This window comes from Rhodobacteraceae bacterium IMCC1335 (genome assembly GCA_039640495.1).
Taxonomy (GTDB): Bacteria; Pseudomonadota; Alphaproteobacteria; order Rhodobacterales; family Rhodobacteraceae; genus Thalassovivens.
Genome location: CP046864.1, coordinates 778,184 through 792,058 on the forward strand (window position 1 = coordinate 778,184; position 13,875 = coordinate 792,058).

Below are 13,875 nucleotides of genomic sequence, written 5' to 3' on the forward strand. Positions count from 1 at the left end.
GACCCTATTCGCGCGGCCTTAGCAAGACTAAGAGGTTTATGAGACTGCTTGCTCCGTAAGCGCAGGCGGCAGGGCTTAACTGCGCAGCAAACCCATAATATCGTAGGTTTGGTTCAAAATGGGCTGAGCAATTTTTCGAGCCCGCTCGGCCCCATCGGCCAAGACGCGGTCGATCTCGTCCGGTTCTTGCATCAACCGGTTCATTTCAGCCGAGATTGGTGAAAGCGTGGCGACCGCGCGGTCAATCAGCATTGGTTTGAACTCGGAAAATTGTTTGCCACCAATGTCATTTAGAACCTCGTCAAGGGATTGATCTTCCAACGCGGCATAGATCGCCACCAAATTGCGCGCTTCGGGGCGATTTTCCAATCCGGCTTCTTCGGAAGGTAGGGCATCGGGGTCGGTTTTGGCTTTGCGGAATTTCTGGGCAATGCTGTCTGCATCATCGCTCATATTTATGCGGCTCAGATCGGAAGGGTCTGATTTTGACATTTTCTTTGATCCGTCGCGTAGGCTCATCACACGGGCTGCAGGCCCCCCGATCACCGGCTCGGTAATTGGAAAAAAATCCACCCCGAAATCATGGTTGAACTTGGTTGCAATATCTCTGGTTAATTCAAGATGTTGCTTTTGATCATCGCCCACGGGCACATGGGTTGCGTGATATAGTAAAATATCTGCGGCCATCAATGCGGGATATCCAAATAAACCAAGCGATGCATTCTCAGCATTTTTTCCAGCTTTGTCCTTGAATTGGGTCATCCGCTTCATCCACCCCATGCGGGCGATACAATTGAAAATCCAACCCAATTGGGCATGTTCAGGAACCGCGGATTGATTGAATAAAATTGACTGCTCCGGTTTTAGCCCAGCGGCAATAAAAAACGCTGCCAATTCGCGGGTGTTTTTGCGCAAGTTGGCCGGATCTTGCCAGACGGTCACCGCGTGTAGATCCACCATGCAATATAAAGATGCATGGTGAGGGCTTTGCATATGGACAAAACGCTTCACGGCGCCCAAATAATTGCCAAGCGTTAATCCGCCCGATGGCTGAACACCTGAAAAAACGCGCTTTTCAAATGGGCTTGGGGATGGTGTTTGAGCGGCATCCGACATAAATGTTCTCCAAAGGGCAATCTACTGCGTGTCGATTAACGGCAGCTTCAAGGCCCGTCAAGCAAAGGGAATGCGATGTCTTTCAATCCGGAAACCCCCAAAGCTGCGGCCTTGAACCCGATGCCGCCCGTCGTCATGGCGCTTTTCTTGATGATTGCGGGGGTAGAGGCGCTATTTGCCTTAGCATCGATTGGGGTTTTGGGTGAGGGGTTTGACGCTTCCTGGCGGTTTTTGGCGATTGAGCGCTATGGCATGAACACGAAGCTTGTGTCATGGATGCGCGAAACTCAGGATTACGGCGCGGAACATTTGGTGCGCTTCGTTACGTTTTCCTTCTTGCATGCGTCTTTTATGCAGGCAGCGATCGCTTGCGCGTTGTTTTTGGCGATGGGCAAAATGGTTGGCAGCGTGTTTTCCGCCCCCGCCCTATTATTGTTCTTTTTTGTGCCAGCGGCGCTGGGCGCGTTGGTTTATTGCCTGATCTCGCCAGAGGCGGGATGGTTATTCGGAGCTTTCCCAGGGATTTATGGATTAATCGGGGCCTATACGTTTCTGCTCTGGGTGTCGTTAAAAGCGCAGCAGGCGCCGGCAGGCAAAGCGTTTAACATGATTGCGATGCTGATCGGGATCCAGCTTGTCTTTGGAATATTCTTGAGCGGCAGATTATTGTGGATCGCCGATTTGGCCGGATTTATAGGTGGCTTCACCTTATCTGTTTTATTGCTTCCAGGCGGGCTTGCGCGTTTGGCGCAAGCGTTGCGTCGTGATTAATGCTTTTTAAAACTGGCTTTTATCTCTTGCAGCGAGAAGGCTTTTAATCTTTCACCCAGCCAAAGATATAATCCCGCGCCAGCAATTACCAGGAAGAGCGCATAGACAATTCGCCCAGAAACGCTGGTGATAGCGGGGCTGATGAAAAATTGTATGCCGTAAAGAGCAACTCCCAAGAAAAGGCTGGCAATGCACATGCGCAGCAAACGATGCTTCAAAGCGGCGTCCTGCTTCAAAATATCGTCAAAGCCGCGTGCGCCCCAAAACAGCAGCCCGACCATCGCCCAGGCCGAAAGACTTGTGGCGATGGCTGCGGCCAGCCAGCCAATAAAGGGCATAAGACCGACGGCTAAGGCGGCATTGACCCCCATCCCCACAAGCGCAAATCGAAAGGGCCTGCGCGTGTCTTCGCGCGCAAAATATAATGGCTGCAAGAGCTTTTGCAGCACAAAAGCGGGCAAGCCCAATCCGTAGATAGCGGTTGCAAGCGCCATCGCTTGCGCGTCATGGAGGGAGGTTGCGCCATGTTCAAAAAGCGCAGAGACGAAAGGATAGGGCACCACGCAAAGCGCCATTGCAGCCGGTAAACTGAGCGCTAATGTGATTTCGGTTGCGCTTGCAAAGGCTTGTTTTGCCCCTGTTTGATCTTTTGCCTGCAGGCGTCGTGACAATTCTGGCAAGAGCACAATACCCACAGCAATGCCAACCACGCCCAAGGGCAACTGATACAAACGATCAGCCCCATATAGCCAACTGACAGCGCCGGGATGTTGGCTGGCGACCAATTGTCCGACCAATAAATTAATTTGTAGCACGCCATTGGCCAAAGCTGCAGGTAGCGCAATCCGCACCAGCTGTCGCATTTCGGGGCTAAAGCTGGGCCGCCCCAAACGAATAGGAAGCCCGGCGGCCTGTGCTGCCCGCCACAGCGCGGCCAATTGCACAACCCCCGCAATTGGAACCGCCCAAATCAGATAATAGATGACCGCATGGTTCATCACCCATCCCAGACAAAGCGCGCAAATGATGATGATATTTAAGAAGACAGGCGCGGCGGCTGCCATTGCGAAGCGCCCTTGGGCATTCAGCGCACCAGACAGCAGAGCGCTGAGCGAGATAAGGAAAATATAAGGAAACATCACGCGGCCATAGTCAACCGCCATATCAAAGCGGGCATCGCCCATGAACCCCTGCGCGGTCAGCCAGACAAGCGCTGGCATGAAAATCAGCGCCAGCGCCGTCAAAAGCGCCAGCGCAAAGGCAAGCCCGCCCATCGCCTGGCTGGCAAATCCGATCGGATTGTCTTGCGCTTCAAGGCGCTTTGAAAACAAGGGCACAAAAGCGGCGTTGAAAGCGCCCTCTGCAAAGAAGCGCCGAAACATATTGGGCAAACGAAACGCAACCACAAACGCGTCCAATACCGGCCCTGCGCCTATCAACATATACAGTAGAACCTCGCGGGCCATGCCCAGCACGCGGCTGAGCAAAGTCCAAAAACCGACCGTCATAATGCCTTTGAGCAGTCGCGCCCCACTCATGTTGAGGCGCGCTCAACGCCCAGCTCGATTGCTTCGCGTAGCTTGCGTTCCAGCATTTTTTGCTTGGATTGGTTGTAAAATTTCAGACCAAACATGTCTTTTACATAAAAACTATCAACAACTTGCTCGCCATAAGTGGCGATGACTGCTGATGCGATATAGACGTTTGTATTGGCCAAGGTGCGCGTCAGATCAAACAACAAGCCGGGGCGATCCCGCGTGTCGACTTCGATGATCGTGTAAATTTCGGAGCCGTCATTATCAAAGCTGATGGAGGTTGGAACTTTAAAGGCTTTTTCGCGTTTTTTGAATTTGTCTTTATCCTGAATCGCAATTCGCGCCACCACTTTGCCCATCAATGTCTTATTGATCATTTGTTTCAAACGGTTGAACTTTTCCGGCTCATAAGGGTTTCCCGCCGCGTCTTGAATCCAAAACGCTGCCGTCGCAAACCCATCTTTGGTGGTATAGGTGCGCGCATCAACGACATTGGCCCCCACCAGTGCCAGAGCGCCTGCCAAACTGGAAAAAATGCCGGGATGGTCGACGCAGGCAAAACACACGCGGGTTGCTGCGCGGTCTCCATCTGCATAGAAGTCGATGGCAATTTCATCCTCTTTTAAATCGCGGAGCAAACCGGCAAACACCACATGCGCGGTGACATGTAATCCCTGCCAATAGGGAGAATAATGGCGCGCGACTTCGGATTTTAGGTCCTTGGTATCCCAATCTTTTAAATGCAGACGTAGGTTTTTCTTACCCTCGGTGCCACGCGATTCGCGGTTCAAAGCGTCTTGGCCATTTTCTAACGCGCGGCGGGTCTGCCGATAGAGCGCCCGGATCAGAACCGCTTTCCAATTGTTCCAAGTGTTGGGGCCAACAGCGCGGATATCACAGACGGTCAACACGGTCAGCAGATCCAAGCGCTTGCAGGTTTGCACGGCTTTGACAAAATCGCGCACCGTTCGAGGATCCGCAATATCGCGTTTTTGCGCCAAGTCAGACATCAATAAATGGTATCTCACAAGCCATTCTACGGTTTCCACATCAGCTTTGTTCAAGCCAAGCCGCGGAGCCACCTTGCGCGCAATTTGTGCTCCAATCACCGAATGATCTTCATTGCGGCCTTTGCCGATATCATGCAGCAAAAGGGCAACATAGATCACCTTTCGGTTCACACCCTCTTTCAAAATCGAACTGGCAATAGGTAATTCTTCGATCAATTCGCCGCGCTCGATCTGGGCAAGGTTCCGGATACATTGAATCGTGTGCTCATCCACCGTGTAGCTGTGGTACATATTGAATTGCATCATCGCGACGATGGGCTCAAATTCGGGGATGAAGGCTGACAAGGCCCCCAATTCATTCATCCGCCTCAGTGCACGTTCTGGATTGCCATGTTTCAAGAGCAGATCCAGAAAGATCCGTTGTGCTTCGGGGGTTTGACGCAGGGTTTCGTCAAATAAATGGAGGTTGGCCGAGATTAACCGCATCGCATTAGGATGTATAAGTAGGCCAGTGCGCAGGGCTTCTTCGAATAGCCGCAGCAGATTAAGCGGATCGTTCAGAAATTTATCAGGCGCGGAAATACTCAGCCGGTTGTGCAGCACCATATAATCGGATTTCACGGTGGGGCGTTTGCGAAAAATCCGTTCCAAAAGCGGCTCGCTTTTGACATGACGTGCCTCGAGAGCCGTTAAAAAAATACGGGTTAAATCTCCAACGCTGGTTGCTTGGCGGAAATAATCTTGCATGAAAATTTCAACCGCTGGCCGGCCTGCGCGGTCATGATAGCCCATGCGATCTGCCAGTTCGATTTGCATATCGAAGGATAAAGTTTCAACCGCGCGCCCGCTTACAAGATGCAAATGGCTGCGCACCGCCCATAAAAAAGCCTCTGCCTTGACGAAAATTTGATGTTCTTCCGGCGTGATAACATTTAGCGAGACCAGATCTGCGGTTGAGGCGGATCGATATACATATTTGGTGATCCAAAACAGCGATTGCAGGTCCCGCAAGCCGCCCTTTCCCTCTTTGACATTCGGCTCGACCATATATCGCTGGCCGCCTTGCTTTTCATGCCGGGCCTCGCGTTCTTGTAATTTTGCCTCAATGAATTCTTTCTCGCTACCCGAGAATAAATCACTCCAAAGCTTGGCGGATAACGTGTCGGCAAGGCTTTTATTACCGCAAAGGTTGCGTTGTTCCAGCATGGCGGTGCGAATCGTATAATCATGCGCGCCCAAGCGCAGACAATCTTTTACTGTGCGCGATGAATGCCCCACTTTCAGCTTAAGATCCCAAAGGATATAGAGCATCGTTTCAATCAAACTTTCGGCCCAAGGCGTGATTTTATACGGTGTTAAAAAAAGCAAATCGACATCGGAAAACGGAGCCATTTCGCCGCGGCCATACCCCCCGACCGCAACAACAGAAAGCCGCTCGCTTTCGGTGGGATTGGCGAGGGGATGCACGAAGGTTGAGGCGACAAACCAGGTTGTTTTAACGATACAATCGGTCAGGTAAGTGTAAGATCTGGTTACTTCATGGGCGCTGAACGGACTTTTGGAAAAAGCATGGGCAATATGTTCCATACCCGCAATTTGACGCGCTTTCAGCTCTGTGGCCAAGGCCGTCCTTATGTTTTTGCTGTCTGACGCCGTGGCTAGGTTGGCTTTGATAAACGCAACCATAGTTTCAGAGTCAAAAATCATCTCAGCTGGCAAAATCAGTGGTAGATCGGGCTTGTCGAAGTGAAGCATCGACAGATTAGAAGCTGAAGAACTCGAATGCTGAGGGCGCTGGGTCAAGAATCACCACCTGTTTATCTTGGATCGTTGCGACAGCCAAACCGCGTTCGTTGGTGCCGTCTTTCCTAAGCCTGAAAATACCATCGACGCCTTCAAAGCCGGCTGTTTGGGTTAAGGCTGCTGCGCCTAACGCGTTATTGGTACCACGGGCGACCAATGCGCCAATTGCGGCAACGCCGTCATAGGCCAGGCCCGCAAGCTGGTGCGGTTTGCTGGAATACTGTTCTTCATAGCGCGTTGAAAAACTTTGAGCCCGCGCGTAATCGGGCAAAGCGAAGAGCCCCCCCTGCACGCCTGAGAGCGCCAGAGTTTGCGCCGGCACATCCCAGCGTGCAAGGCCTGCATATTGCACTTTGGCGGGATCAATCCCAGCTTCGGGCAGCAATTGCACCAACAGCCCCAAAGCGCCGGCGGTGGTTGAGGTTAATAAAATAGTATCGGCCTCTTCAATCTCGACGGCAGCGCGAATGAGCGGGATCGCGGCAACGACCCCCTCTTGCGAGAACTCAAAAGCCTGACTATGCGCGATTTTGAGGCTCGAATATTGGGCGGCTTTTTCCAAAGCGCTACGCCCTGCCTCCCCTTCCAGATTATCCGGATAAACAATCACAGCGCGTTGTTTGCCCAATCGCGCGAGATACGCGATCACTCTTTCGGCCGTATTGTCAAAGGTTTTTCCAAGCAGGAAGACGTTTCCACCGGCAATGGCGCTGCTGTTTGAAAAGCTTAAAACGTTCACACCTTCATCCGCGACAGCCAGGCCCGCGGCATTTGCGGCTTCCGCAAAAAGCGGCCCAATGATAATTTTCGCGCCCTCATCAACCGCGGTTTGGGCCTGCTGTGCGGCGATATCACTGCGCCCTGCCGTGTCATAAACGCGCAGGTCAATTTTGACCGGATCCAAATCAGAAACCGCCATACGCGCCGCTTGCTCTAAACTCCCGGCGATCTCGGCGGCGTTTCGTGAAGATGTTGGAACCAACAATGCGACTGGAATGGGCTCTTGCGGAGTCAGTCTGGGAGCGGTGCCAATGGTTGATGTGTCAGGTGTGCAGGCGCTTATAACAGCTGCCAGCGAGATCCCGGCCAACGCGCGTAGACCTTTATGACGAAATGAAATAGATACTCTCATACATACGCTCCTTTGACAGGGGTTTAGCACAGCTCTTTCGCCGGTGCGACAAGAAAGCTGAGAATGATAAAGGCAAAGTCGTGAGTAAGCGCAACATCCATTTGGTACCAGGGCTCTATTTTGTTGCCACCCCGATCGGGAGCGCGCGCGATATCACCTTGCGTGCGCTCGATATTCTAGCACATGTTGATATCTTAGCGGCTGAAGATACCAGAAGCCTGCGCAAATTAATGGATATTCATGGCGTGGCTGTGAATGAACGCCCGATATTGGCCTATCATGATCACAATGGCGCGCGCATGCGGCCTAAATTAATGGAATATTTACAAGAAGGCCGGTCTGTTGCCTATGCGTCGGAGGCGGGTACGCCGCTGATTGCTGATCCGGGCTTTGATCTGAGCAAAACAGCTGCTGAGGCGGGTATTTTGGTCACCACAGCGCCTGGGCCATCCGCGGTGATAACCGCGCTGACGCTGGCCGGTTTGCCCACCGATCGGTTTTTATTTGAAGGCTTCGTTCCCAACGCAAAATCGGCGCGGCTTGCCGCTTTGAAAAATTTGTTAAACGTGCCAGCAACTTTGGTGTTCTACGAATCTCCTAAACGCCTGGTGCAATTTTTGCAGGATGCATGCACGGTTTATGGCGAAAATAGGCAGGCTGCATATTGCCGCGAATTAACCAAGAAATTTGAAGAGATCCAACGCGGAACATTGGCAGAGTTATTGGCCAAGGCGCAAACTGGGCCCGTCAAAGGCGAGATTGTCGTGATCATTGATCGGGCGCAGTCATCTCCTGTTAATGAAAGTGATATAGAAGCGCAGTTGAGAACAGCGCTGCAATCAATGTCGGTGCGCGACGCGGCTGAGTTTGTGGCACAGGCGCATGGCGTAGCGAAACGCAAAATTTATCAGATGGCTTTGGACATTGAGCGAAAACCTTAAAGGAAACAAGGCTTATTATTCAGGCTTAGCTGCTGAACACAAAATAGCAAAAGCCTATAGAGCAGGCGGATATCACTTGGAGGCGCATCGGTGGAGATCTTTGGCCGGAGAAATAGACCTGATTTTTAAAACCTCGGTCTCTTGGGTTTTTGTTGAGGTCAAGAAATCGCAAAATCATGAAAGAGCCGCACAGCTGTTAACAGCGTTTCAAAGACGCCGCATTATTGCCGCCGCGCAGGTTTTTATGGGGCAGGTGCGATCTGCGCCCTGCTTGGCGATGCGCTTTGATCTTGCTTTGATCGATCGTTTTGGCACCATATTGATTGTAGAAAACGCATTTTTTTCAGAGGATTTTCAGGAACCTTCAGAGATGGGTTTTATTTAGTCGGCTCAAGTTGTAATCAAAGCCGAAAACATATCGCAGGAGCGCACCGTGAAAATCGCATTTCAGATGGACCCTATTGAGGCGGTTAATATTGAAGCAGACAGCACGTTTCGTCTTGCTGAAGAGGCGCAAGCACGAGGGCATAGCTTGTTTTATTACCCACCTGACACGCTAGCCTATCAAAACGGAAAAATCACTGCGCGCGGATATCCCATGACCGTACAGCGGGTTGCTGGGGCGCATGTGGATTTTGGGCCAGAACAAGAGGTGGAGCTGGCAAAATTTGATGTGGTTTGGCTGCGCCAAGATCCGCCATTTGATATGCATTATATTACGACAACGCATTTATTGGATCGGTTAAAAGGTCAAACGCTCGTTGTAAATGATCCGTTTTGGGTGCGCAATTATCCCGAAAAACTATTGGTGCTTGATTTTCCGGATTTAACGCCGCCAACGGCGATTGCCCGCGATTTGGAAATCTTGAAAGCGTTTCGCCAAGCCCATGGCGATGTTATTTTAAAGCCGCTTTACGGCAATGGCGGGGCAGGCGTTTTTTTGCTCAAAGAAGATGACCGCAATATGACGTCTTTGCATGAATTGTTCAGCGGTTTCTCGCGCGAGCCGTTGATCGTGCAGAAGTTCCTGCCGGATGTGAGCAAAGGGGATAAACGGGTGATTTTGGTGGATGGAGAGCCAGTGGGCGCGATTAACCGGGTGCCTGCTACGGGCGAAACGCGTTCTAATATGCATGTAGGCGGGCGGCCTGAGAAGATTAAGCTTACGCCGCGCGATTTAGAAATCTGCGCGCGTATTGGCCCGCTTTTGCGCGAAAAAGGTCAGGTCTTCGTGGGCATCGATGTGATCGGGCAGTATTTAACCGAAATCAATGTCACATCACCTACAGGCATTCAAGAGCTGGAGCGCTTTGATGGCATAAATATTGCTGCAAAAATCTGGCAGGCGATTGAATACAAACTCGTGTGAGGCCCGATCCGAGTTGCCAAAGAAGAGCGCGTTTGAAGCGGCGCATGAGATGCCGTTCGAAGGTTTTTCGCAACGTTGTTCATAGGCCCTGGGCAGCCAAGCTGGGTCAGCCTGCTTGCTTTGCCGACTTTCCAGACGCCGGGAAGGGGCGAAAACCCAAGGCCTCGCTCAAATGTGGTTTTTCGATTGCGTCGCTGCCGTCTAGGTCGGCGATGGTTCGCGCGACCCGCAGCATACGATGATAGCCGCGCGGCGAAAGTTGAAAATGATCCAAGGCTTTGTGCAGCCAGCCGATGGTTTCAGGTGCAAGAGCGCATGTTTGGGTCAGCACTTTGCCATGAGCATCTGCGTTGGTGTGAATCCCGTCATGGGCGGAAAACCGAAGGCTCTGACAGCGCTGTGCAGCCCGCACGCGGGCCGCAATATCGCCGGTGGTTTCACCAAGATCTTGATTTTGCAAAGAGGTGAATGAGGTGGCTTCTACATGCACGCAAAGGTCGAAGCGATCCAAAAGCGGCCCTGATAAGCGTTGAAAATAATGTGCGCCGCAGTGGGGAGCCTTGTTACAGGCACGTTCAGCTTGATACAAATATCCGCATTTGCAGGGATTGGCGGCGGCGATCAATAAAAAACGGCACGGGTAGCGAATATGTGCGCTGGCGCGGGCAATCCAAATTTCCCCCGTTTCAAGCGGCTGGCGCAAGGTTTCAAGCGCTTCGCGTGAGAATTCGGGCAGCTCATCCAAAAATAACACCCCGTTATGGGCAAGCGAAATCTCGCCTGGTTGGGCTTTGCGCCCACCCCCAACCAGCGCCACTTTAGACGCCGTATGATGGGGGGCGTAAAACGGTGGAGAGCGTGAAATACCCCCTTCTTTCAGTAAGCCGCTGACCGAGTGTATCATCGCAGTTTCCAGCGCTTCTTTGGCGTTAAGCTCGGGCAAAAGGGCTGTCAACCGGGCTGCCAGCATTGATTTCCCCGAACCGGGCGTTCCAATCAGAAAGGTATGATGACGCCCGGCTGCAGCGATTTCCAAGGCGCGTTTGGCGCGCTCTTGGCCTTTGATATCCGCAAAATCCGTGGTGGAGTTTTGCAGAAAAACCAAACCAGGCGCCGCAGGGGATATGACGGCTTGACCGTTCAAATGCTGTATCAAACGGCCCAATGTATCCGCTGATATGACAGGCGTTGTTTCAACCCATGCCGCTTCTGCTCCGCAGGCTTGCGGGCATAAAAGTGATAACCCATTTTCGGCCGCATGTAGCGCGGCGGGCAGCGCGCCGGTCACGGCGTTCAATCTGCCATCCAAAGACAAAGCGCCGATGGCTAAAGTTTCTTGCAGGCAATCGCCGGGAATTGCCTCGATCGCGCTGAGTATCGCCAGCGCGATTGCAAGATCGAAATGTGCGCCCTCTTTGGGCAAGTCGGCTGGCGTAAGGCTGATGGTAATCCGCTTCGGCGGCAATGCCAAAGACAAGCTGTGCAATGCAGATCTTACGCGTTCACGCGCTTCGCTGACGGCTTTATCGGCCAATCCAATGATGGTTAAGCCCGGAAGCCCTGCCGCCACAGCGCATTCCACCTCAACCGAGCGGACATCCAGACCACAAAACGCAACTGTAACAACCCGCGCAATCATCGCTTACAGATTCCTCATAAGCGGCCATGGTGTTTGATAAACCTTATCAAATCCTTAAAAGAGTTTGGACCGTTTCTTCATAAGGCTTTTTAAGAATTAAAATTATGCGTGTGAGACGGGCGTTGTTCTTTCTTTGGGCAGCCCTGTTGCAACGCGCTGAAGAAACTGCCGCGCGCTGGGTTGGATCAAACCTTTGAATACCGGCTAAATTTTTTATGCAACCTTGCATCGGCAGGGTGCGAATTTTGATTTGTTTTGGCTATGCGGACTTATGATCTGGTCATCTGCTGTCCATACGCTTCGAGCCATTTGTGGGGTGGTATAACGCGACTGTCCGTGCTGGGCGATCGGGGATGCCGTGTCACAACATAATCGGTTGCGCGCTTTGCAAAAAACAATGGCTACTGGGTTTAAAATGGCAAAAGGGCTTAAATAAGCGCATTCACCCGGTTAACGCGCCAGAGATGGTCCGTGATCTCAATCTCTGTGAGCGATAGGTTCTCTATTTTTTGACCAAAAGCCTGATAGGCAGAAATTGCTTTGGCGCGCTGAAATTGCCGCAATATTACGCCAAAATGCGCAACGATGATCAAATCGCTGCCATGATATTCGGCCCGCAAAGTATCGAGGGCCGTATCGACGCGCGCCGAGAACATATTCCAACTTTCGCCATTGGGCGGGGCGACATCCCCGGGCGTGTCGTAAAATGCAAAAATGCCATCCGGGTCGGTGACATTGACATCATTGAAGGTTTTCATTTCCCAATCGCCAAAATGCATCTCGCGCAGACCCGTTGCATGCGGCAGGCGCCTTTGCCTCAGTTGCAACGCATCGGCTGTATCGATTGCCCGGCGCAGGTCTGATGAAATCATCAGGGCCTTTTGTGGCAGGCTCGCCCGCAAACGCGCCAGTGCCGCGCTATCCGTGAGGTCTGCCTTAACATCCGTCCAGCCAACCATTGCTTTGACATGGGTCGGGCCATGGCGCACCAGAAACAATCTGCTCATCATGGATCCGCGCTTTTTAGAACCAACGGTAAGCCAGCGGTGACCAACACTACCTTATTCGCCGCTGCGGCAAGCCTTTGGTTCAACTGCCCCTGCGCGGTGCGGAATTTACGCGCCAAAGCGTTTTCTGGAACCACGCTATATCCTACCTCATTGGTCACTAATACTAGCTGGGCTGGGCATATGCTCAGAGCCTTTAATAAATCTGTTTCCAAAGGTTCTAAAGGCGTATCTGCCAAAAGATGATTGCTCAGCCACATGGTAAGACAGTCAATCAAAGCGCAGCTTTCAGACGTTAGGCCTGACAGAGCCTCCACCAAATCCAGCGGGGCTTCTTTGAGTTCCCACTGCGCGGTTCTGCGCGCGCGATGTGCGGCAATCTTCTCTTCCATTTCGGTATCAAATGGCTGCGCCGTTGCGATATAAAGGGGCCGCTTGGTTACGCTCAGTGTATAATTTTCAGCCCAAAGCGACTTGCCAGAGGCCGCCCCGCCGATAATCAATGTGATGTGATGCTGCATTCATTTTCCAAAGTGATCCAAACGGTCTCATCGTGCGTAACTCTGTCAGTAAACGCAATATAAGATCGCTTTAGAGCGCTTTCGTTCGGAAAGGTAAGTTTAATGGCTTTAGATGCTGGCTCCGATATGTCTTTTTCACGCCGTGCGATGAAGGCTGAATTGCTTGATGCGGAAACTGAATTGAAATTAGCGTACGCGTGGAGAGATCATCGAGATGAGCAAGCGCTTCACCGGCTAATAAACGCTTATATGCGATTGGCTATTTCCATGGCGGCAAAGTTTAAGCGCTACGGTGCGCCGATGAATGATCTTATTCAAGAGGCAGGTTTAGGCCTTATGAAGGCTGCCGATAAGTTTGATCCGGATCGGGGCGTGCGGTTCTCGACCTATGCCGTGTGGTGGATCAAAGCCAGCGTGCAGGATTATGTGATGCGCAACTGGTCGATGGTGCGCACAGGCTCGACCAGCAGCCAAAAATCATTGTTTTTCAACTTGCGCCGTGTACAAGCGCAGCTAGAGCGCGAAGCATCGCAGCGCGGTGATCGGCTTGATCGCCATCAGTTACACCAACTTATTGCGACGGAAGTTGGCGTGCCGCTCAACGATGTTGAAATGATGGATGGCCGACTGTCAGGTTCGGATTATTCGCTGAATGCCACGCAGTCCAGCGAGGATGAAGGCCGCGAGTGGATTGACACGATCGAAGATGAAGGCGCGCAAACCCAGCATATGTTCGAAGACGAACACGACACGGATCAATTGCGGCAGTGGCTCTTACAGGCCTTGCACGCCCTGAATGACCGCGAACGGTTCATCGTGCGCGAACGCAAGTTGCAAGAAGAGCCGCGCACGCTAGAAAGTTTGGGCAAAGAGCTGGGGCTGTCCAAAGAAAGAGTGCGGCAGCTAGAGGCGGCGGCCTTTTCTAAAATGCGCAAATTTCTTGAAAAAAACTCGCAAGAAGTGGTGAGCTTTTTCTGATCTATTCGCCCCTATTATGCGTCTGTTAGGCGTTTCGTTGCGCAGCGCTTGCT

The 13,875-nt window shown here is 52.0% G+C and carries 12 protein-coding genes; 5 read left to right on the top strand and 7 right to left on the bottom strand.

The window, feature by feature from the left end; all coding sequences use genetic code 11:
• Nucleotides 1–75 precede the first annotated feature (75 nt).
• On the bottom strand, nucleotides 76–1,116 hold the full coding sequence (gene trpS, locus GN241_03790; GenBank protein XAT56556.1) for a tryptophan--tRNA ligase: 1,041 nt from the start codon (nucleotides 1,114–1,116) through the stop codon (nucleotides 76–78).
• Between the two features lie 75 nt (nucleotides 1,117–1,191).
• On the opposite strand from trpS, the gene GN241_03795 reads away from it, so the two are divergent.
• The gene (locus GN241_03795) at nucleotides 1,192–1,887 is read left to right on the top strand and encodes a rhomboid family intramembrane serine protease (GenBank protein XAT56557.1); all 696 of its coding nucleotides are present in this window, start codon (nucleotides 1,192–1,194) and stop codon (nucleotides 1,885–1,887) included.
• Here the strand turns inward: GN241_03795 and murJ are convergent.
• The 3 genes from murJ to GN241_03810 are packed head-to-tail and all read right to left on the bottom strand — an operon-like array spanning nucleotide 1,884 to nucleotide 7,367.
• Nucleotides 1,884–3,425 (bottom strand): murein biosynthesis integral membrane protein MurJ, encoded by a 1,542-nt coding sequence (gene murJ / locus GN241_03800; protein ID XAT56558.1) that lies wholly within the window; start codon nucleotides 3,423–3,425, stop codon nucleotides 1,884–1,886. The genes GN241_03795 and murJ overlap by 4 nt on opposite strands.
• Nucleotides 3,422–6,187: a [protein-PII] uridylyltransferase gene (locus tag GN241_03805; protein XAT59168.1), complete on the bottom strand. Its 2,766-nt coding sequence runs from the start codon at nucleotides 6,185–6,187 to the stop codon at nucleotides 3,422–3,424. Before GN241_03805 ends, murJ begins: the two co-directional genes overlap by 4 nt.
• A gap of 7 nt (nucleotides 6,188–6,194) precedes the next feature.
• Complete coding sequence (locus GN241_03810) at nucleotides 6,195–7,367, bottom strand: ABC transporter substrate-binding protein (GenBank protein ID XAT56559.1); 1,173 nt, start codon at nucleotides 7,365–7,367, stop codon at nucleotides 6,195–6,197.
• An 80-nt stretch (nucleotides 7,368–7,447) separates the two neighbouring features.
• On the opposite strand from GN241_03810, the gene rsmI reads away from it, so the two are divergent.
• From rsmI to gshB, 3 genes are read left to right on the top strand one after another with little or no spacing between them, the layout of a single operon-like run.
• A complete protein-coding gene (gene rsmI, locus GN241_03815) occupies nucleotides 7,448–8,308 on the top strand; it encodes a 16S rRNA (cytidine(1402)-2'-O)-methyltransferase (GenBank protein ID XAT56560.1) in 861 nt (286 codons plus the stop codon).
• The gene (locus tag GN241_03820) at nucleotides 8,274–8,693 is read left to right on the top strand and encodes a hypothetical protein (GenBank protein ID XAT56561.1); all 420 of its coding nucleotides are present in this window, start codon (nucleotides 8,274–8,276) and stop codon (nucleotides 8,691–8,693) included. Before rsmI ends, GN241_03820 begins: the two co-directional genes overlap by 35 nt.
• A 48-nt stretch (nucleotides 8,694–8,741) precedes the next feature.
• Nucleotides 8,742–9,677 (top strand): glutathione synthase, encoded by a 936-nt coding sequence (gene gshB, locus GN241_03825; protein ID XAT56562.1) that lies wholly within the window; start codon nucleotides 8,742–8,744, stop codon nucleotides 9,675–9,677.
• 106 nt (nucleotides 9,678–9,783) lie between these two features.
• Here the strand turns inward: gshB and GN241_03830 are convergent, their stop codons facing one another.
• From GN241_03830 to cobU, 3 genes are all read right to left on the bottom strand, one after another.
• Nucleotides 9,784–11,316 (bottom strand): YifB family Mg chelatase-like AAA ATPase, encoded by a 1,533-nt coding sequence (locus GN241_03830; protein ID XAT56563.1) that lies wholly within the window; start codon nucleotides 11,314–11,316, stop codon nucleotides 9,784–9,786.
• Between the two features lie 428 nt (nucleotides 11,317–11,744).
• Entirely contained in the window at nucleotides 11,745–12,326 is a 582-nt protein-coding gene (locus GN241_03835; protein ID XAT56564.1) for a histidine phosphatase family protein, read from the bottom strand.
• Nucleotides 12,323–12,844 carry a bifunctional adenosylcobinamide kinase/adenosylcobinamide-phosphate guanylyltransferase gene (gene cobU, locus GN241_03840; GenBank protein ID XAT56565.1) on the bottom strand — a complete coding sequence of 174 codons (522 nt, stop codon included), beginning with the start codon at nucleotides 12,842–12,844 and terminating at the stop codon, nucleotides 12,323–12,325. Before cobU ends, GN241_03835 begins: the two co-directional genes overlap by 4 nt.
• Nucleotides 12,845–12,946: 102 nt before the next feature.
• Here cobU and GN241_03845 point away from each other — a divergent pair, with 102 nt between their 5' ends.
• Nucleotides 12,947–13,822, top strand: a complete 876-nt coding sequence (locus tag GN241_03845) for an RNA polymerase factor sigma-32 (GenBank protein XAT56566.1) — start codon at nucleotides 12,947–12,949, stop codon at nucleotides 13,820–13,822.
• The last annotated feature ends 53 nt before the right edge of the window (nucleotides 13,823–13,875 follow it).